Origin of the sequence: Idiomarina piscisalsi (genome assembly GCF_002211765.1) — a bacterium.
Classification (GTDB): Bacteria; Pseudomonadota; Gammaproteobacteria; order Enterobacterales; family Alteromonadaceae; genus Idiomarina; species Idiomarina piscisalsi_A.
On sequence record NZ_CP022133.1, the window covers coordinates 1,786,052 to 1,811,048 of the forward strand.

The 24,997-nt window shown below is 47.6% G+C and carries 23 protein-coding genes and 1 tRNA gene; 10 read left to right on the forward strand and 14 right to left on the reverse strand.

What is annotated here, in order from left to right; all coding sequences use genetic code 11:
* Position 1: 1 nt before the first annotated feature.
* From CEW91_RS08645 to CEW91_RS08660, 4 genes are all read right to left on the reverse strand, one after another.
* Positions 2-1,342: a Na(+)-translocating NADH-quinone reductase subunit A gene (locus tag CEW91_RS08645; protein WP_088768581.1), complete on the reverse strand. Its 1,341-nt coding sequence runs from the start codon at positions 1,340-1,342 to the stop codon at positions 2-4.
* Positions 1,343-1,516: 174 nt separating this feature from the next.
* A complete protein-coding gene (fabV, locus tag CEW91_RS08650) occupies positions 1,517-2,695 on the reverse strand; it encodes an enoyl-ACP reductase FabV (protein WP_088768582.1) in 1,179 nt (392 codons plus the stop codon).
* A gap of 84 nt (positions 2,696-2,779) precedes the next feature.
* Complete coding sequence (locus CEW91_RS08655) at positions 2,780-3,103, reverse strand: BolA family protein (RefSeq protein ID WP_053952888.1); 324 nt, start codon at positions 3,101-3,103, stop codon at positions 2,780-2,782.
* Positions 3,104-3,234: 131 nt separating this feature from the next.
* Positions 3,235-3,732 (reverse strand): hypothetical protein, encoded by a 498-nt coding sequence (locus CEW91_RS08660; protein WP_088768583.1) that lies wholly within the window; start codon positions 3,730-3,732, stop codon positions 3,235-3,237.
* A gap of 119 nt (positions 3,733-3,851) precedes the next feature.
* Here CEW91_RS08660 and CEW91_RS08665 point away from each other — a divergent pair, with 119 nt between their 5' ends.
* On the forward strand, positions 3,852-5,150 hold the full coding sequence (locus tag CEW91_RS08665) for a capsule assembly Wzi family protein (protein ID WP_088768584.1): 1,299 nt from the start codon (positions 3,852-3,854) through the stop codon (positions 5,148-5,150).
* Here the strand turns inward: CEW91_RS08665 and CEW91_RS08670 are convergent.
* Genes CEW91_RS08670 through CEW91_RS08685 form a run of 4 tightly spaced genes read right to left on the reverse strand, consistent with a single transcriptional unit; the run spans position 5,147 to position 10,355 of the window.
* Positions 5,147-5,686, reverse strand: a complete 540-nt coding sequence (locus tag CEW91_RS08670; protein WP_088768585.1) for a PqiC family protein — start codon at positions 5,684-5,686, stop codon at positions 5,147-5,149. The two genes, CEW91_RS08665 and CEW91_RS08670, sit on opposite strands and share 4 nt — an antisense overlap.
* Positions 5,676-7,319, reverse strand: a complete 1,644-nt coding sequence (gene pqiB / locus CEW91_RS08675) for an intermembrane transport protein PqiB (RefSeq protein WP_088768586.1) — start codon at positions 7,317-7,319, stop codon at positions 5,676-5,678. Before pqiB ends, CEW91_RS08670 begins: the two co-directional genes overlap by 11 nt.
* Positions 7,316-8,569, reverse strand: coding sequence for a PqiA/YebS family transporter subunit (locus CEW91_RS08680; RefSeq protein WP_088768587.1), 1,254 nt, complete (start codon positions 8,567-8,569; stop codon positions 7,316-7,318). The genes pqiB and CEW91_RS08680 overlap by 4 nt, the downstream gene beginning before the upstream one ends.
* Positions 8,535-10,355 (reverse strand): cation:proton antiporter, encoded by a 1,821-nt coding sequence (locus CEW91_RS08685; RefSeq protein ID WP_088768588.1) that lies wholly within the window; start codon positions 10,353-10,355, stop codon positions 8,535-8,537. The genes CEW91_RS08680 and CEW91_RS08685 overlap by 35 nt, the downstream gene beginning before the upstream one ends.
* Positions 10,356-10,527: 172 nt before the next feature.
* Here CEW91_RS08685 and CEW91_RS08690 point away from each other — a divergent pair, with 172 nt between their 5' ends.
* The 9 genes from CEW91_RS08690 (at position 10,528) to bfr (CEW91_RS08730) (ending at position 19,498) form a co-directional block, all read left to right on the forward strand.
* Positions 10,528-11,553: a Fe(3+) ABC transporter substrate-binding protein gene (locus CEW91_RS08690; RefSeq protein ID WP_088768589.1), complete on the forward strand. Its 1,026-nt coding sequence runs from the start codon at positions 10,528-10,530 to the stop codon at positions 11,551-11,553.
* Between the two features lie 21 nt (positions 11,554-11,574).
* A complete protein-coding gene (locus CEW91_RS08695) occupies positions 11,575-13,203 on the forward strand; it encodes an ABC transporter permease (RefSeq protein WP_088768590.1) in 1,629 nt (542 codons plus the stop codon).
* Positions 13,204-14,262 carry an ABC transporter ATP-binding protein gene (locus CEW91_RS08700; protein WP_088768591.1) on the forward strand — a complete coding sequence of 353 codons (1,059 nt, stop codon included), beginning with the start codon at positions 13,204-13,206 and terminating at the stop codon, positions 14,260-14,262.
* A gap of 12 nt (positions 14,263-14,274) precedes the next feature.
* Positions 14,275-15,216: a CorA family divalent cation transporter gene (locus CEW91_RS08705; protein WP_088768592.1), complete on the forward strand. Its 942-nt coding sequence runs from the start codon at positions 14,275-14,277 to the stop codon at positions 15,214-15,216.
* Positions 15,217-15,318: 102 nt separating this feature from the next.
* On the forward strand, positions 15,319-17,193 hold the full coding sequence (locus tag CEW91_RS08710; protein ID WP_088768593.1) for an acetate--CoA ligase: 1,875 nt from the start codon (positions 15,319-15,321) through the stop codon (positions 17,191-17,193).
* Between the two features lie 42 nt (positions 17,194-17,235).
* The gene (locus tag CEW91_RS08715) at positions 17,236-18,210 is read left to right on the forward strand and encodes a calcium/sodium antiporter (RefSeq protein WP_088768594.1); all 975 of its coding nucleotides are present in this window, start codon (positions 17,236-17,238) and stop codon (positions 18,208-18,210) included.
* 85 nt (positions 18,211-18,295) lie between these two features.
* The gene (locus tag CEW91_RS08720; protein ID WP_088768595.1) at positions 18,296-18,520 is read left to right on the forward strand and encodes a bacterioferritin-associated ferredoxin; all 225 of its coding nucleotides are present in this window, start codon (positions 18,296-18,298) and stop codon (positions 18,518-18,520) included.
* Positions 18,521-18,554: 34 nt separating this feature from the next.
* Complete coding sequence (gene bfr, locus CEW91_RS08725) at positions 18,555-19,031, forward strand: bacterioferritin (RefSeq protein ID WP_088768596.1); 477 nt, start codon at positions 18,555-18,557, stop codon at positions 19,029-19,031.
* Positions 19,031-19,498, forward strand: coding sequence for a bacterioferritin (gene bfr / locus CEW91_RS08730; RefSeq protein WP_088768597.1), 468 nt, complete (start codon positions 19,031-19,033; stop codon positions 19,496-19,498). The genes bfr (CEW91_RS08725) and bfr (CEW91_RS08730) overlap by 1 nt, the downstream gene beginning before the upstream one ends.
* A gap of 59 nt (positions 19,499-19,557) precedes the next feature.
* Here the strand turns inward: bfr (CEW91_RS08730) and CEW91_RS08735 are convergent, their stop codons facing one another.
* The 6 genes from CEW91_RS08735 to CEW91_RS08760 form a co-directional block, all read right to left on the reverse strand.
* Entirely contained in the window at positions 19,558-19,896 is a 339-nt protein-coding gene (locus tag CEW91_RS08735; protein WP_088768598.1) for a hypothetical protein, read from the reverse strand.
* Between the two features lie 179 nt (positions 19,897-20,075).
* A tRNA-Ser gene (locus CEW91_RS08740) sits at positions 20,076-20,163 on the reverse strand.
* A gap of 46 nt (positions 20,164-20,209) precedes the next feature.
* The gene (locus CEW91_RS08745) at positions 20,210-21,841 is read right to left on the reverse strand and encodes a methyl-accepting chemotaxis protein (RefSeq protein ID WP_088768599.1); all 1,632 of its coding nucleotides are present in this window, start codon (positions 21,839-21,841) and stop codon (positions 20,210-20,212) included.
* A gap of 119 nt (positions 21,842-21,960) precedes the next feature.
* Positions 21,961-22,623 carry a gamma-glutamyl-gamma-aminobutyrate hydrolase family protein gene (locus CEW91_RS08750; RefSeq protein WP_088768600.1) on the reverse strand — a complete coding sequence of 221 codons (663 nt, stop codon included), beginning with the start codon at positions 22,621-22,623 and terminating at the stop codon, positions 21,961-21,963.
* A complete protein-coding gene (locus CEW91_RS08755) occupies positions 22,596-23,573 on the reverse strand; it encodes an amidoligase family protein (RefSeq protein WP_088768601.1) in 978 nt (325 codons plus the stop codon). Before CEW91_RS08755 ends, CEW91_RS08750 begins: the two co-directional genes overlap by 28 nt.
* Positions 23,566-24,951, reverse strand: coding sequence for a M28 family metallopeptidase (locus CEW91_RS08760; RefSeq protein ID WP_088768602.1), 1,386 nt, complete (start codon positions 24,949-24,951; stop codon positions 23,566-23,568). Before CEW91_RS08760 ends, CEW91_RS08755 begins: the two co-directional genes overlap by 8 nt.
* Positions 24,952-24,997 lie beyond the last annotated feature (46 nt).

Here is a 24,997-nt window from a genome sequence, read left to right on the forward strand (position 1 = left end):
GTTAGCCTTCTTTCTCAATCTTAGTGAGACAATCACGCAACACCGGTCCATACTCGTATTTACCGGGGCAAACGTAGGTGCACAGTGCCAGATCTTCTTCGTCTAACTCTAAGCAGCCCAGTTGTTGACCTTCATCTGTGTCACCAGACAATAAGTCGCGCAGTAATAAGGTTGGCAAAATATCCAAAGGCATAATGCGTTCGTAGTTACCAATTGGCACCATTGAACGTGACGAACCATTCATTGAGGTTGTCATGCTGAATAATTTCTTCGGATTAAAATGCCCCGCGTAAGCTCGAGTAACCGAGTGCAAATCTGAGCCCGGGCGTATCCAACCAAGAAACTCTTTGTGATCACCTTCAGGAATAACGCTCACTTGGTTATGAAAACGACCTAACCACGCATGAGCTTCATCGGCTGTATGACCATGCAGAACAGATCCAGAAATAATGCGCTGGTTGTCGCCAGCTAATTCGCCATCGGTCAGTTCGTGCAAATTAGCGCCCATACGAGTGCGCAATAAGCGAGGTTCTTTAACACCTTCACCGCCTAATGCGACCATGCGATCAGTAAAGATTTCACCGGTAGTGAACAATTTACCGTAAGCAATAACGTCCTGATAACCAATGTGCCAAACGGGACGCTGCAAGCTTGCAGGCTGTAAGAAGTGAATATGAGTACCCACTAAGCCTGCCGGGTGTGGTCCCTGGAAAGACTCCAGAGTCACATCAGCATCGCCAGTATCAACTTCAGCATCACCAGCTTTCGCTACAAACAGTTTGCCTTCTGTCAGGTTTGATAACACTTTCAAACCATCGATAAATGCTTGTTTGTGTTCACCAATAAAAGCCGTCGGGTCGCCAGCCAATGGATTCGAGTCCATTGCATTAACGAAGATGGCAGTAGCCTCTGCATCCAAAGCCGGGGCCTTGCTGTAAGGACGTGTACGCAGCGCTGGCCATTGGCCCGATTCGACCAGTATCTCCTGCACTTTTTCACGACCGAGCGAGCTCAGTTTATCGCTTTCGAACTTATCAAAGGTGACTTGCTCTTCACCATCCAGTTCGATAACTACTGCTTGTAAAACACGACGCTCACCACGCAGAATGTCTTTAACTACACCAGCTCCGGGAGCAGTGTATTTGACACCAGGGTTTTTCTTATCCTCGAAAATCATTTGACCTTTTTTAACACGGTCATCGACTTTCACGTGCATGGTTGGGCGCATACCCACGTATTCTTCACCTAGGGTAGCAACCGTTGTTACGGCCTTACCGTCGGATAACTTTTGCTGGGGCGCCCCTTTGATAGGGATGTCCAGCCCTTTTTTGATCGTAATCATATGCGTTTGCACTACTCGTTAAGGGAAGATTCATCACAACCAGTCATAAACGACTGAAACCTGAAAAATCAAAAAGTTACCGGCATAACTTTCCCCGGCCAGGGGTCTTTTTGCCGGTAACTTGAAACGTTTTCCACACTTATCGTCGGAATTTTAGCATTTTTCCTACAATGCTTACCAGTTTACTTTTGGATTTACATCAGCATCGTAGTCAACATTCTCAAAACCAAAGCCAAACAGGTTTAAAAAGTCGTTGTGGTAACCCTCGTAGTCCGCTAAATCGTGGAAATTCTCCTGGGTCACCTTATCCCAAAGCGCTTCCACTTTAGCTTGTGTTTTATCATTGGTTTCATAACCATCCATGTGAAGGCGCCCTGCATCGTCAAGCTCTGGGTTTTCAGCATAAAGCCCTTCTGTGAACAATCGATAAATTTGCTCAATACAGCCTTCGTGCGTGCCCTCTTCTTTCATTACGCCATAGATTAGCGAAATATAAAGCGGCATCACAGGAATAGCGGAGCTAGCTTGTGTTACCAGTGCTTTTAATGAAGACACGTAAGCTTTCAGGTTAACGTCTTTATAAGTGTCATCTAGCGCAGATGAGGCTCTGTCGAGATCTTCTTTTGCACGACCAATCGTTGCATGGCCATAAATAGGCCAAGTCAATTTCTTACCGATATAGGTATAAGCGGTTGTCTGACAGTCATTCGCCAGAAGGCCGGCATCGTGCAGAGCTTTAATCCAACGCTCCCAGTCTTCACCACCCATGACTTTTACGGTATTTGCAATATCGTCATCAGTCGCTGGGTCAAGTGTCACTTCGTGCACCTGATCTTTATCGGTATTATAGGTTTTCGTCGTGTATTGCTTACCAATTGGCTTAAGCACAGAGCTATAAAGCTCACCGCTGTCAGGATCTTTGCGCTTAGGTGACGCTAAGCTATAAACAACAAGGTCAATTTTGCCCATGTTGTCTTTGATGTACTCGATGCTCTCTTGTTTTATTTCATCTGAGAACGCATCACCGTTAATTGAGTGGAATTTAAGACCTTCTTTTTCAGCTTCCTGATGAAAAGCTGCAGTGTTGTACCAGCCTGCGGTGGCTGTTTTCTTTTCTGTCGGTTCTTTTTCAAAACACACGCCAAGCGTATGTGCTTGACCACCAAAAGCGGCGGTAATACGTGACGCTAATCCATAGCCAGTGGAGCACCCAATAACAAGCACGTTTTTCGGTGCGTTTTCGATAGGAGGTTGCTGCTTGATATAACGAATTTCACGTTTAACATTTTCGGCGCAACCGACCGGATGTGCGTTTGTACAAATAAACCCTCTGATTTTAGGCTTAATAACCATGTCGATATGTTCCCTTTTCCGGATTATTTCCCCCATTGTAACCAATGAAAGCGCAGGAACACATCAGACATGCTTAATTTTTCTTTAATGCGCCGCGACTTTCGAGCCGCCCATGCAATTAGGCGAACGTGGCGCCGTTCCGGAAACCTGTTCCCACTCGCCTTCAGTATAAGTGTGCAGCGCCAGCGCGTGAATATCATTCATCAGCTCATCAGCTAAAATTTTGTTTACTGCACGGTGCCGATTAATCAGTCTTTCGCCACTAAACTTGGGCGTTACCAACACAACTTTGAAGTGCGACTCTGCGTTAGGACCACCTGAGTGCATATGACTTTCATCCTGCACCTCAAGGTGCACCGGTGCGAACGCATCGCGAAGTTTATTTTCAATTTTTAAGCTTACTGACATGGCTTTTCTCCTGCACTCAATGCCTTAATATCTAGTCTAGTAGACTCCTGTTCGTTCGCAGGAGTTTTTTTGGCTTATTACCCTAACTCTACGAAAAATCGGCAAATAAAGTTTGCTGTTGTTTGTTTGATTTAATATGAGTCGTCAACCGCCACATGACATATTTGGTCAGACGATGACAAGAACGCAACCATAGGAAATACCGCATCCGCAAGCTCCCCTTTTGATGCGCTTGCCGGCATCGCAACGTAGTAACGCTGCGCACTCACATTACCGTCTTTTTGCCACAATAATGTTGGTTGACCGGACATTGGTTGGTCAGACACGGATTGGTTAGACAAAAGTTCCGCTAATTTCTCCAGTCCTTCATCCCGATAAGGCGGAAACGCAGTCGGTTCACCGGAACCACGCCAGCCTCGCAACTCACTTTCCGATGCAAGCAAGTCTTCATTTACCCGGTCACGACAGAAACTCAATTCAATAACAGAACGACTAATTTGCCATTCGCGGTTTGGCAGCACCTGCTGGTCCAGCGAAATGATTTCGCCCTCTTTTAAGGTATTTGTTCTTTTCGGCTCACAACCGACCAACACCAACAAAGCCATTAACGCAAATAACCCACTTCTCATTCTTCTGCCCCCCGTCTTTTGCGTGCGTATTATAACGTAACAGCACCAATAAACCGTTGTCTTCGTGTTAAAAGTTCTGGCACTATATACTGCAATTCTAATAACGAAACTGTCTGTGAATGCACTTCATAAAACATACATCTTTAGCGGCTGCTTTATGCATTGTCGCCGCAACACCTTCTTACGCTTCGGTATGGATTGAAGCGAGCGATGTTGAATTACGCAACAGCCTTATTGTGTTAGCTGAGTCAGGTTTAATAGAAACGCCCATTCAGCAATACCCTGTTGCCTGGAAGAGTATTTTACCGCAATTAGATGCACTCGATCCTAGCAAACTCTCAAACACCCAAAAGTTAGCACTTCAGCACGTTCGACACAGCTTGTCACAAGCGCAAAGCGGTCCAAAAACACGCTGGTATATTGCGGCTACCGACAGTGAAAACATTGTGCACGACTACGGCGACGACACTTACGAAGAGGGCAAAATTAGTCTGAGCCGCACTATGCATGGCGAACGATGGGCTGCGCGTCTGCAGGTCAATTATCGCCAGGATCCTTTTGAGGACGACCATAAGAAGACATTAGACGGCAGTTACCTTGCTTATAACCTAAATGACTGGAGCTTTAGTGTTGATGCATTGCCGTTACGCTGGGGCCCGGCCGAGCACAGTGGTTTGTTGTTCTCCAACAACGCACGCCCCATTCCTAAAATACGTATTGATTATGCACCAGACTACCCTCCGGCAGGCATGGCGCCGTTCAAAATCAGTTTATTTAGCGGCTACCAGGACGATGGTTACAGTCATTACTACCAAACTTATGGCATTCGCTTTTCCAGCCAATTTTTAAATAAGCTGTGGTTCGGTATTAGTGCTATAGAGCAACGCGAAGACAATGTCAGGAACCGAATGCTTACCGCAGATGCCAGAACCGGCTTTAACTGGGGCAAGCACCAGTTTTCTGCCTATGCGGAAATTGGTATTGATAAACAGCTGGAAAGTGATGACAAGCCAGCCTATACGGTGGGCGGCCAATGGATGATGGGCTCTGACAGCGTTCGTCACAGCGTTACTGTCGAATACAGTCAGTTAGACGGCGGCAATGAGCATGACTTTTATTCGACGAACCAGGCAGGAAGGCAGTACTTTTTAAGCCACCAGAGAAACCCGGGCTCACCTTTTCCCAAAGGAAGTCAAACGGCGTCTTTCAGTTATCGTCAGTTTTCAAATGATGGTTCCGCCTGGACCGTGTTAGTCAGTCGTAGTAATAACGACGGGGCCGACAGCACATCACGCGCTTTAATTCGTCGCACACAACCCGTCTGGAACAGTTTAGTCCGGTTATCCGTTCAATACCTTGACTCACCTGTCATTGATCAAGACGTGGGCGTTCAACTGAGTTGGGAGTGGCGATTTTAATCGCCGCTCATAGACCCCACTGCCAGACTAATTGTGTCCATGCTATGCAGCCAGGCTTCATCCAACGCACTCACTAAAGCAGGATAGCCGTCAGCTTTTAAAGGCACTTTTTCGGTAAATGTTCCTCTGACAGTATTCTCACTGCTCGCCATCTCGTACTGCCAATGCCCAGCAACCACCGCATGTGAATCATAACTTCCATAAAAGTCGTCAATCATCACCGTTAAAAAGCCGCTGCAATCATCATTCAGCATTAAATGTTGGATACTACGCTGTAACTGGTTCGACAACGGTGTGCTCCAGCGATGCTGTTTTGCGGTATGCCAGCGCGTTTCATCCTGCTGAATTTGAATCCCCATTTTGGACGCAGCCTCGCCAACGACAACGTTACGCTGTGAAGCTGGGCAAACCGCATCGACCGACTGACTCAAATGCGGAAGTCGGTATTGCGTGATGTTATAGCTTTGGCTAGAGCAGCCGGCTAAAAAGACCACCGCTGAACTTACCGAGCCGATAAGTATTCTTTTAATTTTCATAAGCTTTTGGCTCCGGATCGGGTGTCACTGACGGACTGAAAATAAGTGAATTCGGTTGCTGCTGAAGCTGTTCAATAACTGGCTGTAAGTCTCTTGAGAGCTTTTCAACTTCGTTTAAGGTCTGGTTCAACTGCCGACGCGTTGGTGAATCACCACTTAAGCTACCGGTTAGCTCTTGCAGTTGCTCTAAGTTTTGCTTCAGTAATTTCGGAAGCTGGTTTATTTCTCGCTGTTCAAGCACTTGCGCCAGTGACACTGAAATACCATTTAATGTGTTTGCGGTTTCATCGACAGACTGCATCGCCTGTGAAAAGTCCGACAAACTGCTTTCTAACGGGAGTTGGTTAAACTTATCCATGAGTTGCGTTAGCTTTTCTTCCAAACGCGTAAAATCACTGGCCATAGCTGGCATAACCGGGTAGCCGGCAAACCGCTGCTCAGTATCAACAGACTCAGCATCGGAATAAAAACTAACATCGACAAACAAGGTGTTTGTCAGCAAGTTTGACGCACGTATATTGGCGCGTAACCCTTGCTTAAATAACTCAGGCAGGCGCTTTTCCCAACTGTTAATATCAATATCGGCAACGAGACCACGCAAACGCTCGGGTTCAAAACGAATGAGAATAGGAATGCGCTTTAAAGGAGCCTGATCATTCTCGTCCGGGAACCAGCGTAGCGGCACTTCTCTGACCGTTCCGACACGCACACCTTTAAACTGAACCGGTGCACCTTTGTCCAGTCCGGCTATCGATTCGTCGAGCAATACCACATAATCGATGCCATGAATAAAGCCCTGTTGCTTTGCTTCTTCCAGGCTGTCAAAAAGCTCTAATCTTGTTGATTCCTGCAGCTTATCTCCGCGCGGCTGACCTTCGGGCACACCAAAGGTAATGGCCGCGCCCAATAAAGAATCTATAGAGCCAAGCGCCAGATCAATGCCCTGAGAGTTCCACTGTACTGATACGCCACGCTGCAGCCAGAAACGGGTATTTTCTGTAAGCAGCTCGTCGTAGGGCGCTCTCACAAAAACCTGGTAACGGCTTTCACGCTTATCCACCAAAAACTCGGTTTGCTCAACTTGGCCGACGGTAAAGCCTTGATATTGCACTGAATCTCCAACAGCCACTTGAGTTTGACCATCACTCACCAGTGTCAGTCGCTTACCCGGCGTTTCCTGAGGTGTCACCGGCGGGTTTTCTAGCGCTGAGAAATAGGACTGAAAGTCACCTTCGTCACCCGGTTGCAATTGAATATAAGCACCGGACAATAAAGTCCCCAAACCACTAACACCGCGACGTCCAATTCGTGGTTTCACCACCCAGACTTCCGTCTCACTGTTCAGCATTCGTTCGGTGTTTTCGTTCATTGACACTTCAATGACCGCTTCTTTAAAGTCATCAGACAGCCGCACTTCCGTTACTTGCCCAACATCAACATTACGTACCTTGACCCGAGTTTTGCCGGGCTCAATACCCTCAGCATCTGACACCGATATGGTAATCGTTGGCCCTGCACCACTGGTGTCCTGCCAAACCATCCAACCCGCAACCAAAAATGCAACGAGAGGCACTATCCACACTGGTGACAGTATTTTTAAGCGACTGATTTTCGCAACATCGGGGTCTGTCATTTTTTTGCCTCACGCCAAAATAAACGGGTGTCAAAACTCATTGCCGCTAACATGGTTAGAACCACTGCGGCACCAAAGGCGATAGCGGCAGAACCGGGATAAACTGACATGACAGTCCCGCTTCTCACTAACGCAACCAATATAGCTACAACAAAAATATCTATCATTGACCAGCGACCAATCCAGTCGGTTATTTTATATAAGACCAGCCGATGATTGACCGCTTGCGGTGTTTGCCATCGAGCCAGTGCCATTAACCCTAATAACGCCAGTATCTTTGCCACAGGTATCACCAAACTGGCAACAAAAACAATCACAGCAATAGGGGCATCTCCAGACCGCCAAAGCTCAACAACCCCTCCAATAATCGTTGACGGTTGAGCGTCACCAAAACGCACCGTTTCCATTATCGGTAGCCAGTGCGCCGGAACCAGTAATAGCGCAGCAGCGACAATTAATGCCAGTGTTGCTTGTGGCGAGCGCCACCAATGTCTATCAATATCATCTCCACAACACGGACAATCGGATACACCAAAAGACACTAGCCGGTGACACACTTCACAAACCTTATAACCTTGTTCATGTGCTGTTATTCCGGCTTTTGCATTGTTGAGCGTTTTTGTTTGCTTCCCAACCACTGACCATAAATTCATCGTGTTAACCAAGTAATACGTCACCAATAAAAACACAACGAACCCGCAAAATAACCAAAAACCCAGCTTTAATTGAACATTAGCAAGCCCGGAAATTTTTATAAGAGAAATTAGCGTTCCCAGCAGAAAAACATCCACCATAAGCCAGGGTTTTACGTGCGCGCTTAATCGCAAACAATAACGAGCCATAGCTGACGCGTTCATGTTTATCGCAACAAACACAGCGATAAGACAGAACAAGTACAGTAAGGGGTACAAAATAACGGTAAGTAAAACAATGACAGCCAGCAACTTCTCATGAAAATAAGACAACTGCCATGCCGCATCAAGCAGCGTCATTGACTGAGTTAGCCCTGAGCTATCGTATTGAATAAAGTCCAGCGTTAAAGCAAAAACAAGTAACAGAATAGCGGTCACAGAGTAGGCCAGTAAACGATCCACTCGGTATTCAGATTGACTTAGTAGCGTGTAACCACAACGCGTGCATTGGGCTTTTTCACCCGTTTCAAGCCCCCCGATACGACTGATCAAGTCGCAGCGGGGACAGCCCAATAGTTCCGGCTCAGTTGGCGTTAGGTTTCTCACTCTCGGACTCATCGCTTTCCGTCGATATCATCGCTATCACCGTCCAGCCTGGCTGCGGAATCAGCTCGCGCTCAGTTGTGAAAATATGCAGTTTTTCAGTTTCATCAATCGCAAACATTGGCAGCGCCCTCGTGCCATACTTTTGCTGATAGTCCGCAAAACTAAAGCTGTCTGTAATAGGCGTGGACTTAATTTTCGCGCCCTGAAAGTGAAGACTCGCTAACTTCGAGTAAGTCACACTCTCACCAAATAAGTTAAGAGTTTTACGGTAACTTTCAGTGAGTTGATGACTTGCTCGGTAGTCTTGTTCTCCACCATTTAAACCATGCACTTTATTCGACCCAAACCAGTCCTGATAATACATTGAAACTAACGGGTTTAACTGCTTATAGGGTGACATGACCAGCAAACGTCCCAAGCCGGTTAAGTCAATATTGTTCGATGCGTGCTCAGACGCCGGATTACCGAAATACACTGGCAGGTTATCCATACGCGCCAGTTTAATATTCTCCCAGTTGGTGTCAGCCAGGCGTACATTCACACCACTTTCCTGCAACGCTTTACCCACTGCGCGGGCCATTTGGTTAGCCCCGAAAATCAAGAAGCCTTTTGCCGCTGGCTCCAGAAGCCCCAGCATTCTAGCCAATGGTTTAGCCGTTAAGCTTTGCAGTACTACTGTGGTCATAATGACCACAAACACCAACGGCACAATAGCCGCCGCTTCCTGCCAGCCCGACTCTTCCATTTTTAAGGCAAAAAGTGCAGAAACCGCGGCGGCGACAATACCTCGGGGAGCAATCCAGGACAGTAGCACCTTATCTTTAAACCTGAGCTCTGTCCCTATTGCAGAAAGCCAAACGGCTAACGGACGCACGGCAAATAAGATGATCGCGATAAGAATCACTGCCGGCATGCCCAGCGCATCGAATTCAGAAAAATTCAGGCGGGCCGCCAGAATAATGAACAGCGCAGAAATAAGAAGCACACTGAGCGTTTCTTTGAACTCTAAAATTTCTTCCATATTCAGGTTGCGCGTATTCGCCATGACCATGCCCATAACCGTCACGGTTAACAAGCCCGATTCATGCTGAATCGCGTTCGATAGTGCAAACACACCAAGAACAATGGTGAGAGTCGCCACATTTTGTAAATAATGTGGGAACCAACCACGGCCTAACGCTAACCCAAGCATTCTTGCAGCGCCCCAACCTAACGCGAAGCCAATAGCCACTGTTGTTGCAAAGGCTTGCAGCGCGTGCAAAAAGGCAACGTCCTGACTGGCGATAATAAATTCATAAACTAATACCGCCAGTAATGCCCCCAGCGGATCAATAATAATCCCTTCCCAACGGAGAATGTTCGCCAGTTTATTAATTGGTCGAATAGAACGTATCATTGGCTGAATAACAGTAGGACCGGTGACGACAACCAACGCACCAAAAAGCGCCGAGATCTCCCAGCCATATCCCATGATGAAGTGCGTTAGTACCGCAATAACCACAAAAGTGACTAACATGCCCACACTGACCAGGTTAGTCACCATGCGGCCGTGCCCACGTATTTCTTCAAACTTCAATGTCAAACTGCCTTCAAACAGAATGACAGCAACCGCTAAGGACACAAAAGGAAACAGCAAATCATCGAATAGCGCATCAGGGTTTAAAAGCCCCAGCGTCGGTCCAAGTACCAAGCCGCAGATAAGCAGCGGCAATATGGCTGGCAGTTTAATTCGCCAAGCCAACCATTGGCAGCTAATGGACAGCACACCAATTAACGCTAACAATGATAATTCCGACATAAATTCTCCGCATATAGACAGTCGTTTTTAGAATAGCAGAAGCTAAGCTATTGACTACCCGCAAATTGGAAATTTGGATGACACATTTCAAATGAGAATGGCTATCATTATTCATTTGTTCTGATATAATCGAGCGAAATTCATCGAACGTTCGTATAGAGGTCAAAAGGATATGCGCAAGTTAAATCGCTTACTCACGGTTATTGCTGCGACTTCTGCGACACTGGTGTCATTCACTAGCGCCGCTGCTGAAGTCAACATTTACTCAGCACGTAAAGAAGCTTTAATTAAGCCCGTTTTAGAGCAGTTCACGGAAAAAACCGGCATTGAAGTCAATTTGTTAACCGGTAAAGCCGACGCTTTATTGGCTCGTTTAGGCTCAGAGGGTGAAAACACACCAGCTGACTTGTTCTTGACCGTTGACGCTGGTGCCTTGTACCGCGCTGTTGAAGCGGATGCATTTCAGCCTCTTAACTCAAAATTAGTAGAAAAAGCAGTGCCAGAGCACTTCCGCTCGAAAGACAACTTATGGTTCGGTTTAAGCCTACGCGCGCGGCCTATTTTCTACTCACCAGAGCGTGTTAGCCCGGAAAAGCTTGAGTCTTACCTTAGCCTTGCTGACGAACAATGGGACGACCGCATTTGTATTCGTTCGTCCAACAACTTGTATAACCAGTCACTGGTTGCTGCATTGATTGAACACCACGGCGCAGAAAAAACAGAAGCCTGGGCTGAGGACTTTGTTAGCAATTTCGCCCGCAAACCCGTCGGCGGCGACAGAGATCAAATTAAAGGCGTTGCCTACGGTGTCTGCGACATCGCAGTAGCAAACACTTACTACTTCGGGCATATGCTGAACTCAGACGATGCCGATGAGCGCGAAGCTGCACAAAAAGTGAAGATTTTCTGGCCGGCTCAAGATGCACAGGGTACTCACGTTAATGTATCGGGCATCGGTATTACCAAGCACGCAAAAAATGTTGACGAAGCTCAAAAGCTTATCGAGTTTTTAGTCTCTGAAGAATCACAAAAATGGTATGCTCAGGCCAATTATGAATACCCGGTTCGAGACGGTGTTGAGTGGAGCGAAACACTTCAAAAATGGGGTGAATTCAAGCAGGACGATATTTCAATGGACGTTCTGGGTGAGAACAACGGTGAAGCCGTACGTTTAATGAACCGTGCCGGCTGGCGTTAATTTAAGCATGGAGTGTACTGCATGAGCCGTGGCACGCTGTTACTTTTTGCCGTGGCGGTATTAATAGGGCTACCGCTTATTGTGGTGGCCCTATCTTTATTGAATCCGCAATGGGATATTCTTTCTCACCTCTGGCAAACCGTCATTCCTGAGTACATTAGCCACTCGCTTATTTTACTGATTTGCGTTGGGCTGGGTGTCACTGTGCTCGGCGTCAGTACAGCCTGGTGTATCAGCCAGTACGATTTTCCCGGCTGGCGTTATTTGAGCTGGGGCTTGCTGTTGCCACTGGCCATGCCCGCTTACATAACCGCTTACACCTACACTGGCTTGCTTGACTACGCAGGGCCGGTTCAACAGCTCATTCGTCAAGTGTTCAACGTATCCATTGGTGACTACTGGTTTCCAAATATTCGCAGTTTAGGCGGCGCTGTTTTTGTCCTCTGTGTCGTCCTTTACCCTTATGTGTATCTCATTACTCGCGCCGCATTTATGCAGCAATCAACGGCGGCTTTTGAAAGCGCGCGGACGCTAGGTGCCGGCTCGTTTAAGAGCTTCTGGCGAGTGGCCATGCCTCTGGCGCGCCCTGCCATCGCAACCGGTGTTACTCTGGCATTAATGGAAACACTGGCTGACTATGGCACGATGGAATACTTCGGCGTCACCGTCTTTACTACTGGCATTTTCAGAACCTGGTATGGCATTGGCGATGCCCAGGGAGCATTGCAGTTATCGGCTCTGCTACTAATATTCGTCATTGTATTAATCATGATTGAACGCTACTCGCGGCGCAGAGCCCGCTTTTACCAGCAACGCTCGTCAAACCGCACACCACAGCGGCGCCCACTCAAGGGCTGGCGTGCTGGCTTCGCATCGTTCATCTGCTGGCTGCCGGTCGTTTTAGGTTTCCTTATTCCTGCCTCGCAATTACTGTGGTGGTCTGTTGAAAAGTCGGATATTTGGCTTGAAGCGTCTTTCTGGGTACTAACGGGCAATACGCTTTGGCTAGGCCTCCTGGCCGCCTGTATTACCGTACTACTAGCCTTGTGGTTGGCTTATGGTCGCCGTCGCCATCCAACTCGTCCGTTGCGCGCCGCCATTACACTCGCCGGCATGGGATACGCTATTCCGGGAATTGTTATCGCCGTTGGACTGTTATCACCACTGGCCTGGTTCGATCATCAAATCATCGCCGCCAGCAAATGGCTATTTGGCGTGAATCCCGGACTGATTTTTTCAGGCACCGTCATTGCTCTGCTGTTCGCCTACAGCGTCCGCTTTTTGTCGGTATCGCTGCAAACCGTTAGCTCCGGCCTTGAACAAATCACACCTCAAATGGACGATAGCGCCCGAACCCTTGGCGCCAGTGGTCGTCGCATTTTATGGAAAGTGCATTTGCCGCTTTTAAAAAGCCCCTTACTGGCTGCGCTCATTCTGGTATTGGTCGACGTCATGAAAGAGCTACCGGCGACCTTGGTGCTGCGGCCCTTCGATTTTAATACACTGGCCGTGCGAGCCTTTGAAATGGCTTCTGACGAACGCTTAGCGGACGCCGGTCCACCGGCATTAATGATAGTTGCGGTTGGGCTTATTCCAGTTATGATGCTGTCCCGGGCGCTGCGCAATAAATCCATTAAGACAGGAGATTAAATGAGTACTTTACTGAATCTCGAATCAGTCAGTATCGAGCTTTCTGGCAACCGTATTGTTGATCAGCTCAGTTTATCTCTTGCGCCCGGCGATATTGGCTGTCTATTAGGCCCTAGCGGCTGTGGCAAGACCACCTTGCTGCGAGCTATTGCCGGTTTTAACCCGGTGTCTTCAGGGAAAATATCCTTGCACGACAAAGTTGTTTCTAGCAATTCAACGCAGTTAGCAACAGAAAAACGCAATATCGGCATGATGTTTCAAGACTTCTCGTTATTTCCCCACTTGACGGTCGAGCAGAACATTCGTTTTGGCATAGAAGACTGGAGCCAGTCAGAGCAAGAACAGCGAGTCAAAGAACTCTTGTTGCGTATCGACTTAAATGGCTATCAGAAACGGTATCCCCATGAGCTGTCAGGTGGTCAGCAGCAGCGTATCGCGCTCGCCAGAGCATTAGCGCCGAGACCGCAGCTCATGCTTTTGGATGAGCCATTTTCCAGCTTGGACGCTGAATTGCGCGAGATTCTGGCGCACGACGTTCGCCACTTATTAAAAGAGGAAAACATCACGGCACTGTTAGTTACACACGACCAACAGGAAGCGTTTGCGATGGCTGACAAGGCCGGCGTTATGTACTCTGGTCAATTATTACAGTGGGAAACCCCCTACGAGCTTTACCATGAACCAACCCATGAGTTAGTCGCCGACTTTATTGGCCGCGGTGTGCTGCTACAGGGCGAAGTAAAAGACCACAAGCTGCACAGCGCCTTTGGAGTTATTGAGCACGACGATATTAAGAAACACCCAAATATGCTGGTCAACTTTCTGGTTCGCCCGGACGATATTGTTCTTAACAAAGACAGTGCCATGAAAGCCATTGTTGTTGGTAAAGGCTTTCGCGGCTCACACTACCTTTATACGCTAGAGCTGTCAGATACCAGTCGCGTACTGGCCGTAGGTCCTTCTCATCAGCCTCTCGATGATGGTGCAACCGTAGGAATAGACGTAGACTTTGACCATTTAGTAGTTTTTGACGCATCATTGTGTGAATTGCCTGATTAAAACGAGGGTCACATGGACTTCCTTATTGATAGCTGGGACTTTTCAACAAGCCCTGCCACTGCCTTTACGTCGCCGACCAGTCATCAGCCTAACTGCTGGTTCCATTTCCAACGTGACGCTGAAGGGCTTAACGAATGGTTAACTCAGGCGGGTATCCCCGAACCACTTATTGATGCCGTCTTAGAAGAAGATACGCGGCCACGTTTTCAACGTTTGAGTGATGGCTTTATTTTACTATTACGTGGCGTTAACCTGGCCAGCGGCGAATCTCCTGAGGACATGCTGAGTCTGCGTCTACTGTATTACAAAGGTGCTCTATACACCTTCAGAAAGCGCCCTTTTAAGTCTATTGCTCACCTGCGAGAACAACTGCAGAGCCAGACAGGTCCAGAGTCGTTAATGGACTTTCTCGTCAGCTTGATTGAACAAATTAATCTTAAAATTGAAGATGTAGTCTCGGCTGCTGAAGAGAAGCTCGAGCAAATTGAAGGGGAAAGCTTCGACAATACGGCTCAAATGCAATTGCAATTAACGTCATTGCACCGTCGTTTATTACGCCTAAATCGGTTTATTCGTCCACAGCTTGCCGCTTTAGAAAAGCTAACAACGGAAGCCGAGCGTATTATGCCGGTCGAGTTACATCAGTGGCTGATTAACGAGCGAGACACCACCCAGCGACTGTTCGAGCAAATTGACTTAATGCTTGAGCAAATTTGGATGCAGCGCGAACAAATACAACAAGCAATCGCCGAAAAAATGAACAGAAACACCTATTGGCTGTCAGTTATTGCCGGAGTTTTCCTGCCATTAAGCTTTCTTACCGGTGTTTTTGGCATCAATATCGGCGGTATGCCTGGTGTTGAACACGAAGATGCGTTTCTTATTTTCTGCGTCGCACTGATTATTATTGCGGTTGTCGAATTTTTACTACTGCGACGACTCCGCTTTTGGTAAAACTCTGTAAAAGTAACTCTAATTAGACCTAAGTCGAATGGGAAATTGCGGGTAACAGAATAAGCTTGAAAGCATGAGCATTTAAGAAGTAAGGACAGTGTCATGCAAGCTTATAAAAAGCTTTATTCTGAAGCCCAGCAAGACCCCGAGGGATTCTGGCTTGAGCAGGCTCGTCGCCTGGATTGGTTTACCCCACCGAAGACTGCCGCTAACGTACGCAAAAACGGCATGGCCGACTGGTTTCCAGACGGCCAGGTTAACGTCAGCCACTTAGCATTAGACGCCCAAATTAATGCAGGCCGGGGGGATCAAGTTGCGCTTTACTACGATTCTCCCGTTACCAATACGCAAGCTAATTACACTTATAACCAACTCAAAGAAGCAGTCGCCGACTTTGCCGGAGCGCTTAAAGCGCAAGGTGTTAACACCGGCGATCGGGTTGTTATTTATTTACCAATGATTCCGCAGGCTGCGATTGCCATGTTGGCTTGTGCTCGTATTGGCGCGATTCACTCAGTGGTTTTCGGCGGTTTTGCCGCCCACGAGCTGGCCGTTCGAATTGACGATGCCAAACCCAAGGCCATTGTTACCGCTTCTTGTGGCGTTGAGGTCAGTAAGGTACTCGAATACAAGCCTATTGTTGACAGAGCCATAGAAGAAGCAACCCATAAGCCAGATGCTGTCATTGTTCATCAGCGCCCTGAATGTACGGCCAACTTAAGCAAACCCGGCGATATCGACTGGCAGGATGCCGTCAGAAATGCAGAGCCAGCGGCCCCCGTCGCACTGCCGTCAACTCACCCGCTCTATATTCTCTACACCTCGGGCACTACCGGTAAACCCAAAGGGGTCGTGCGAGACCACGGCGGTTACGCAACCGCATTAAACTTCTCCATGGACTATGTGTACGGATTAAAACCCGGCGACACATTTTTTACCGCGTCAGATGTCGGCTGGGTGGTTGGCCACTCGTACATTGTTTACGGTCCATTAATTTTCGGATGCAGCACCGTGCTGTATGAAGGCAAGCCAGTTAATACGCCAGATGCGGGCGCGTTTTGGCGTATCATTGAGCAATACAAAGCCAAAGCGGTGTTCTCAGCGCCAACCGCATTCCGTGCGATTAAAAAAGAAGACCCTAACGGTCAGTTTCTGCAAAAGTACGACATGAGTTCATTAGAACGAATATACATGGCCGGCGAGCGGCTTGATCCTGCCACCTATGAGTGGACCACGGAACTAACGGATAAGCCGGTTTACGATCACTGGTGGCAAACAGAAAGCGGATGGCCGATGTGCGCTAACCCAGTTGGCATTGAGCCGGCAAAAGTAAAACCTGGTTCCTCCACTTTCCCCGTGCCCGGCTATGAAATATCCGTACTTGATCCACTGGGCAAGTCGGTCGACAGCGGTGAAGAAGGTGCTATTTGTGTTCGGTTACCACTGCCGCCAGGCTGCCTGACAACCGTTTGGGCGGACGAAGAACGCTTGCATAACAGCTACCTGAAAGCTTTTCCCGGCTATTACTGCAGTGGCGACGGTGGTTACATCGACCAAGACGGTTATGTCTTTATTATGGGGCGTACCGACGATGTGATTAACGTCGCTGGTCACCGGCTTTCCACCGGAGAAATGGAAGAAATACTGGCCAGTCATCCAGCGGTTGCGGAGTGCGCCGTCGTCGGACAACCTGACGAGCTTAAAGGCGAGTTACCCATTGGTTTTGTGATACTCAAAAACTCTGTCGACATTAGCCAGGAACAGTTGCAGGAAGAGCTCATTCAGTCGGTTCGCAGCAAAATTGGCGCCATTGCCTGCCTGAAAACTTTACACATTGTGCCGCGTCTGCCTAAAACACGTTCAGGAAAAATTCTGCGGCGTATTATACGACAGCTGGTACAGGGGAATGAAGTATCGGTGCCATCAACGATTGACGACCCAACAAGTATTGATGCGTTAAAACAAACACTGAGTTAAACTACGACCCATTGTTTGTTAATGGGTAAAACGTGGATTTCTATGGTGTTATCAATCGTTGCAGTTATTATTGGTCTGGCGGTTCTGGTTTGGAGTGCTGACAAGTTTGTTGAAGGAGCCGCCGCTGTTGCTCGTCATTTAGGCATGGCGCCGTTAGTTATTGGCATGGTGATTATAGGTTTTGGCACCTCAGCGCCGGAAATGGTGGTATCGGCTTTAGCCTCCCTTGAGGGCAACCCTGCATTGGCGCTTGGTAACGCCTATGGTTCAAACATTACGAACATCGCGTTAGTATTAGGTATCACTGCTGTTTTAGCGCCTATTGCGGTCAAATCAGTGGTCATTCGTCGAGAAATGCCGGTACTTATTGGTATCACCTTACTCAGTGCTATTTTCCTGCTCGACTACCAAATTACTCGTTTCGAAGCCGGGCTGCTGTTACTCGTTTTCTTTGCGTACATGGGGTGGTCTGTCTGGATTGGCTCGAAAAACAGTGACGACGCGCTCGCCGCCGAGTACACTCAAGAGCTCGACTCCCACCCTATTTCTATGAAGCCCGCCGTTATTTGGCTGATAGTGGGTCTTTTACTACTTATTATCAGTTCCAGAGCATTGGTGTGGGGAGCTATCAATATCGCGACCGCTTTAGGTGTCAGTGATCTTGTCATAGGCCTTACTGTTGTCGCTATAGGTACGTCATTACCCGAACTCGCCTCCGCTATTGCAGCTACGCGCAAAAACGAACATGACCTGGCCCTGGGGAATGTGATTGGCTCCAACATGTTTAATACACTGGCCGTGGTGGGTATTGCCGGTGCTATTAAGCCAATATCGCTTGAGCCACTCGTACTGAGCCGTGACTGGATAACCATGGCAATTCTGACATTGCTACTGATGGCTTTTGGCATACGCAAAGCCCGCCAGGGAAGAATAAACCGAGTGCATGGGGCTATTTTCATTATCTTGTACATCGCTTATACGCTTTACTTACTTAAGACGGGTTTTATTAACCCTTAATAAGTAAAATAACTACCACTCAAAAGCTATTGCAAATAGTTCGCATTTGAAATAGACTATCACTAACTCGTTGAGGTGATAGTCTATGTACGTATGTCTTTGTAAAGGAGTCAATGATAAAGCCATCCACCAGGCAGTAAGCCGTGGAGAGGTTTCGTCAATGCGTGATCTGCGCCAGCAGTATGGTGTCGCGTCACAATGTGGCTGCTGTAAAGACTGTGCTAAAAGTGTTCTTAACGACGCACTTCAGGAAAACTCCCCGAAAAAATCTCAAGAAACTTCGCTGCCAGTATCAGTATGCTACACTTAGTTCATACGTTATGAATTAAGAGGTAGCTCAAACTATGAAAGGTGATGCAAAAGTTATTCAGCAGCTCAACAAGGTGCTGACCTTAAAGCTGACCGCTATCAACCAGTATTTTCTGCACGCCCGCATGTACCAGAATTGGGGCTTCAATAGCTTAAATAAAGCAGTGTATAAAGCATCCATTGAAGAAATGAAGCATGCTGATGTTATTATCGAACGCATTTTATTTCTTGAAGGTATTCCTAATTTACAAGAATTAGGAAAACTGTACGTTGGTGAAGAACCGCGGGAAATGCTCGAGTTAGACCACAAAGTCCAGTTTGGCGATGTCAGTGCCATTCGTGACGCCATAAAAGTTTGCGAAGAGCACAAAGACTACGTCAGTCGTAAAGCATTAAAAGACATTTTAGACTCTCAGGAAGAGCACCTTGACTGGCTGGAAACTCAGATTGATCTCATTTCTCGTCTTGGTAACGAGGTGTACTTACAAACAAAAATGGATGAGGCCGAATAATGCGCAGAGATAACAATGTTGTAGAGCAATTAAACCGTTTGCTCGCGTTTGAACTGACATCAATTGACCAATACACCTCTCATTCTCGTCAGTACGAAGACATGGGCTTAATGAAACTTTACGAGCGTATTAATCATGAAATTGATGACGAGCGCGGTCATGCTGACTTACTGATTCGCCGCATTCTATTTTTAGAAGGCGAACCAAACATGAAAAATCGTGAGCCACACACCATTGGCTCAGACGTTCGCGAAATGCTGGAAAACGATTTACAGCTTGAATACAACAACGCGAAAACGCTTCGTGAGGTTATTGAATATTGCGAAGAAGTCGACGACTATGTCACGCGCGATATGCTCGTTGGTATTTTAAAAGACACCGAAGAAGACCATGCTTACTGGCTTAAAATTCAGTTAGGCTTAATGGACAAACTTGGCGAGCAACTTTACTTGCAGAAAATGATGTAAGTGCTGTTACAGAAAAACAAAAGGCGCCATTTGGCGCCTTTTTTAATTTTCCAGTAAGATTATAAGCCATAGACAGTGACGTAGAACTCGTTGTTATCGTCCGTTGACTCAACGGTATATTCTACCGGCACATTGCTCTCACCACCCGGGCCAGACATGATTAAATCAGCCGCGCACTGGTAAGTATCAAGCTTTTCATCGTGTCCTTGGGTGCGAATCGCGTCTAATGACATTTCAATTACGCTCGCAAATTCGGTTCCGAGTTGCGCAACCAGCTCGTCGTTACTAATTTCTAAAACCAAATCGACGGTTTCTGAATCACTGCACGCGGGCGTACCGCCGCTGCATGCTGATAATATCATTGTGCCTGCCACTACCGGTAAAACTCGTTTAAACATAACTATCCTTATTGATTTTATTACTTGGCAGGAAAGCGCCAGAACAAAATGTCATATCACACCTTCCCTGGTACCTACCCATTAAACGAATTTTAAAACTACCACCCGGTGGGATTATTGCAATAGAAACAAGTATTGCAGACACAAAAAAACCGCCACAAGGGCGGTTTCTTTATATCTGGCGGAGAGAGAGGGATTCGAACCCTCGATACGTTGCCGTATACACACTTTCCAGGCGTGCTCCTTCAGCCACTCGGACACCTCTCCAGAACGGCCGCTATGGTAGGGGTTTTGGCCGTTCTAATCAAGGGGTTTAAGCAATTTTAAAGCGTTTCATGCCTTTATTTAATCGTTTTGCCAGCTCTCGCAACTCGCGGCTGGCTTCACTGATTTGCTCTGAGCCGGCAGCGGTTTGCTCTGCGGCTTCGGTAATAGAAGTAAAGTTCTGGTTAATTTCTTCAGCAACGGCTGTTTGTTCTTCAGCGGCCGTTGCGATTTGGGCGTTCATATCGCTCATTTTCGCAACTGAGGTGTTAACAGACTGCAGTGACTCCCCTGCTCTGCGCGCTTGTTCAACACTTTCTGCGGCTTTCTGACGTCCCTGTTCCATAACATCAACCGCATTCGTTGCACTACCACGCATGGTTTCAATAAGGCTTTGAATGCTGCGCGTTGAGTCCTGAGTTCGGTTAGCTAGCGCACGAACTTCGTCGGCTACGACAGAGAAACCACGGCCATGCTCACCCGCTCGTGCCGCTTCAATAGCCGCGTTCAGTGCCAGCAGATTCGTCTGGTCAGCAATGCCCTCAATAACTTCCAGCACTTTATTGATTTCAGCGGTATTGTCAGACAACTCACCGATAACGGTAGAAGCACTTTCTACTTGCTTCGCCAATTCTTCAATAGAACGCACCGTCGCTTCCACTTCACGGCTGCCGTTCATGGTTTCCTTGTCGGTATCGTCAGCCAGTTGCGCGGCTTCTTCAGTATGTTGTGCGACTTCTCTCACCGTCTGCGACATCTGATGAATAGCGGCGGCACCTTGGGTCGTCTGCTCCTGCTGCTCAACAACCAGTTTTTGGTTATTATCAGCGGTTTCTGAAAGTTCAGAAGAGGCATCCACCAAGGTCGTTGCCGACTCATTCACTTCTTTCAGCAAGCCTCGCAGGCGACGGACCATGGTGTTCACATCGTCCATCATACTGCCTTTGTACTTGGAGCGAGTCTCAACGGTTAAATCGCCGTCGGCAATTTGCTGTAACACTTCAGCGGCCTCTTCGGGTTCACCACCAATTTTGTGAGTTAAACGGACCACAATTCTCCAGGCCACTAAACCACCGGCAATAATGGCAAAGGCCGTTATCCACCACATCAGTGTTGCGAAGTTTTCGCTTCGCTCCATAACGCCTTGGGTGCCCTTAGAAATGCTCGCTTCCTGATAGTCAATGAAGTCGTTGATTCGGTTCAGCCATTCCGCATAAATGGGACCTAGCTCACGAATGACATAGTCCTGCGCTTGCTGACGTCGGTCAGATTGCAGCAAGCGTTCAACCTCGGCAGCAGACTCTAAACCTTGTTGACGTATTTCCGCTATTGCCGCCAATAAGGACTTTTCCTGACTATTAACAAGGTTCGCGTCAGAAATGATGCGCTGCATCCCCTGCTGCGACTCTGCGTAGTCATTTTTCAACTTCGTTATAAGCTCTCTAAGTGGCGGGCGTTCACTTGCGCGCTCCACTAACACCAAGTCACGTAACGCAATAGCTCTGTCATGCACGCTGCCACGGTAGTTGATAGCAAACCGTTGTTTCTCGCTACCTACCTCGTTCACCCGAACCAGGGTTTTATCAATTTCGCCTACTTGGTAGGTGCCTATAATGGTGGTTATTGCAAGCAATAACAAAATAAACGCAAAGCCTGCGTATAACCGATTCGCTATCGTCATCTTTTACCTCGAAATGCGGGGTTATCTTAACTTGAATGATTATACAGAATAACTGAAAGGAAAGATCAGAGAGAACGGATAAAATGAGATGAAATTAATCGATTTTTGCGTTTAACTATTTAACGGTTTAATAGCCAACGAAAAATTCTTAATTGGCTGGGAACGTAAAACATATACTCGGGGTGCCACTGCACACCAATCACGGCTTGTTCTCGTCCTTCACTCTCAGACGCTTGTATAAAACCGTCTAAATCCCAGCCTGTCGCACGCATGCCCACACCAACCCGTTTAACAATTTGGGAGTGCAGGCTATTCACCCTCAGTTTGCGCTTTTTACACACTTCAGACAATAAACAGTCTTTTTCCAAAAACACTTGTTTGGTTGGCAACAAACCGGGACGGTTATACGTTAATTTTCGAAGCTCTTTAATATTCTGATTCAGCTCACCACCAAGCACGACGTTAATGAGCTGAGAGCCTCGGCAAATACCTAACAGCGGCTTTTTATTCTCAAGCGCCCATTGTATCCAGCGAATTTCAATATCATCGCGCTCAGGGTCGTATTCGCCATCTGGCTCAGCCGGCTGATTATAATGAGACGGGCTGATGTCATCGCCACCACCAATAATCACGGCATCAACAGACTCGGCTTCACAACGGTGTCTGACACTCACTCGGATAGGACGCGCACCAAGCAGCCTGAGCGCCAGCCAGGTACACCACCAAGACGGCGACCACTTGCGCGCCGTCCCGGTTACCACCACCCGCGATCGCTGAGCCATTGCGTTAACCTCTTTTTCCAATCGTTCTCAGCGACGCCCATAATAGGACGCTCCGCCTTGCGAAATGCATTTCGCCAGTAGTCCAAAGCCTCTTCGTCATTCGCTAAAGCTTCTATCACCCACCATAAATTCCACTCTTCACTGAGCTGCCAGTTCGGGTGCTCAATTTGACAGTTGGGCAAACGGTAATGAAACGTAGGTCGTGCCTTAATCTTACTGTCTTCAACGGCTGCCATCACCTTATTTTGATCCACGTGAGCAAACAGAGGCAGCATATCCAGAGCCCGGTTTCGGGTCGCGTTAAACGATAAGTAATCATCGATGAGGGTCGACATATCAACGTCGTCTTGTGCCATCAGGCGATGCAAATAGTCTTCTGGGTATTTATCGATATAAGGGCTTATCTTTCTGGTGGTATCAACCTTATGTTTCTCGATAAGCCACCATTGCAACACACCATAAGCCTGCAAGTATCGCAGTATGGTTGGTGCGTCGACTTTAGGGATTTCCGCATTAATATGAACACCATAAGCGGCTATCCAGGACTCATCAGTGCCCTTTGCGCCAGCCTGACGAAGCTCATTTACCAGAGGAATAAGGACCTTGCACTGCTCTAATGTTAACGGTGGACAAACAATTTCAATCGGCACCCAACGCTCCGCTAAGTTGCCCAGCTCGTTTAACAGACTGGACTCATCAGCATTTTCTGCTTTGGCTTTTTTCTTCAGGTAATCCCAGTCAATTTCAACATTAAAAGTGCCGAGATCAGACGTCCTGACTTTGTGCTCAGCCTTCGATTCACGAACGCATTCTCCGTCCACAACCGAACACAAAACCGTCGACGTCTGCTCTAAAGTTAAACCACTGAACTCCAGTTCAAAACCAATGGTTCTCGGCTCGTCACTGTCATTCAGTGGTACAGGTAGTTCTTTAAAGTCCGTCTCACTCAATCGAAAACTGTCCTGCTGGTCCTGGAAAAACAACCGGGCTTTCAAAGCCGTCTTTGCTTACACTAGCTACACCAAAAATGTAGTTATCGATCACAATGTTTTCCAGCGTGTACTCATTTACGTTGCCCACGTAACGGCTAAACTGCCACTGCGGTGCGTCGGTTAAACGCCAATACACTTTATAACCGGCAATATTGTCTTCGTCCTGACTTTGAGAGCTCCAGCTTAACGTCGTGTCTGGTTTCACCGCTCCTTCTATTTCAACGTTAGCCGGCGGTCGTGGTGCCCACGCCATGCTTGCCAAAGACACCGCATTCAATGCCGTTAACTTGGCTGCGTAGTCAAAATTAACGCCGTCAATGGTATCACCGTATTTAATACCATTTTCCGTGCGTAAATCCTGGTGCTGACGGTTATAGTTCTCGTTGGTCTCCATAATACGGATGCCCGGATACCCGAGATCGTTAAACGGTCTGTGGTGACCGCCTCGACCAAAGCGGTCCAAACGATAAATAACCATCGTATCCAAATTAGGTACATAACGGTCCGCAATCCAATCAATATAACGAGCTAAATTGCGCGACGGCGAATCAACCTCACCTCCGTAAAAGCGCCGCATAGTCGCTTCGCGGTCAGACTCGTTCATGCGAGTACCTTCTGCGAAAATCCGAGCTGTTGAGTTATTGATAACCCCGTTTATGCCCTCGATGTTGCCAATCATGTCATTGTTTAACACGGCGGTCAGGTGCCAGTCTTCATCCTTGGCTTTCTTCGCTAAAATTTTACCGCCAAACAAGCCTTGCTCTTCGCCAGCCAGGGCGGCGTATACGATAGACCCATCAAACTCGTATTGACTGAGCACACGAGCTGCTTCCAAGGTTCCGGCTACGCCTGAGGCATTGTCATTCGCACCGGGAGCGTCTGAGGTAGAGTCCATAACGTCACTAACGCGCGAATCAATATCGCCTGACATCATGACATAACGATTCGGGTCAGTCGTTCCCTTCTGGATAGCAATAACACTTTTTACTTCTACCGGATCCGGAATGCGTTTTTCACCAGAAATCACATCGCTCACATACATCACTTCCAGACAACCGCCACAGGCTTCTGAGATTTTCTCAAACTCCGAATAAATCCAGCGGCGTGCCGCCCCAATACCACGAGTATCAGACTCCGTTTCTGACAGCGTATGACGCGTACCGAAGCTCACTAATTTACGAATATCTCTTTCAATGTTGTCGGCTTCAACCGCTTGCACAATGTCGTGCAACTCGTCTTTGTCTTCATAACTCACCGCATCTTGAGCACTTGCGCTAAATGAGAATGCAGCTCCCAACCCAAGCAGCACCATAGGCGCTAGCCATTGTTTGGTCATAACAAAATCCTTATCAATTATTGCAATAACGTCGTTTGATTATGCG

Coding starts and splice junctions, on each gene's coding strand:
- CEW91_RS08720 (WP_088768595.1), top strand. CDS start 18,296: ATGTACGTATGTCTTTGTAAAGGAGTCAATGATAAAGCCATCCACCAG.
- CEW91_RS08750 (WP_088768600.1), bottom strand. CDS start 22,623: ATGGCTCAGCGATCGCGGGTGGTGGTAACCGGGACGGCGCGCAAGTGG.
- CEW91_RS08760 (WP_088768602.1), bottom strand. CDS start 24,951: ATGACCAAACAATGGCTAGCGCCTATGGTGCTGCTTGGGTTGGGAGCT.
- CEW91_RS08700 (WP_088768591.1), top strand. CDS start 13,204: ATGAGTACTTTACTGAATCTCGAATCAGTCAGTATCGAGCTTTCTGGC.
- CEW91_RS08660 (WP_088768583.1), bottom strand. CDS start 3,732: ATGAGAAGTGGGTTATTTGCGTTAATGGCTTTGTTGGTGTTGGTCGGT.
- CEW91_RS08695 (WP_088768590.1), top strand. CDS start 11,575: ATGAGCCGTGGCACGCTGTTACTTTTTGCCGTGGCGGTATTAATAGGG.
- CEW91_RS08745 (WP_088768599.1), bottom strand. CDS start 21,841: ATGACGATAGCGAATCGGTTATACGCAGGCTTTGCGTTTATTTTGTTA.
- CEW91_RS08670 (WP_088768585.1), bottom strand. CDS start 5,686: ATGAAAATTAAAAGAATACTTATCGGCTCGGTAAGTTCAGCGGTGGTC.
- fabV (WP_088768582.1), bottom strand. CDS start 2,695: ATGGTTATTAAGCCTAAAATCAGAGGGTTTATTTGTACAAACGCACAT.
- bfr (WP_088768597.1), top strand. CDS start 19,031: ATGCGCAGAGATAACAATGTTGTAGAGCAATTAAACCGTTTGCTCGCG.
- CEW91_RS08690 (WP_088768589.1), top strand. CDS start 10,528: ATGCGCAAGTTAAATCGCTTACTCACGGTTATTGCTGCGACTTCTGCG.
- bfr (WP_088768596.1), top strand. CDS start 18,555: ATGAAAGGTGATGCAAAAGTTATTCAGCAGCTCAACAAGGTGCTGACC.
- CEW91_RS08710 (WP_088768593.1), top strand. CDS start 15,319: ATGCAAGCTTATAAAAAGCTTTATTCTGAAGCCCAGCAAGACCCCGAG.
- CEW91_RS08735 (WP_088768598.1), bottom strand. CDS start 19,896: ATGTTTAAACGAGTTTTACCGGTAGTGGCAGGCACAATGATATTATCA.
- pqiB (WP_088768586.1), bottom strand. CDS start 7,319: ATGACAGACCCCGATGTTGCGAAAATCAGTCGCTTAAAAATACTGTCA.
- CEW91_RS08655 (WP_053952888.1), bottom strand. CDS start 3,103: ATGTCAGTAAGCTTAAAAATTGAAAATAAACTTCGCGATGCGTTCGCA.
- CEW91_RS08645 (WP_088768581.1), bottom strand. CDS start 1,342: ATGATTACGATCAAAAAAGGGCTGGACATCCCTATCAAAGGGGCGCCC.
- CEW91_RS08685 (WP_088768588.1), bottom strand. CDS start 10,355: ATGTCGGAATTATCATTGTTAGCGTTAATTGGTGTGCTGTCCATTAGC.
- CEW91_RS08665 (WP_088768584.1), top strand. CDS start 3,852: ATGCACTTCATAAAACATACATCTTTAGCGGCTGCTTTATGCATTGTC.
- CEW91_RS08680 (WP_088768587.1), bottom strand. CDS start 8,569: ATGAGTCCGAGAGTGAGAAACCTAACGCCAACTGAGCCGGAACTATTG.
- CEW91_RS08705 (WP_088768592.1), top strand. CDS start 14,275: ATGGACTTCCTTATTGATAGCTGGGACTTTTCAACAAGCCCTGCCACT.
- CEW91_RS08715 (WP_088768594.1), top strand. CDS start 17,236: ATGGTGTTATCAATCGTTGCAGTTATTATTGGTCTGGCGGTTCTGGTT.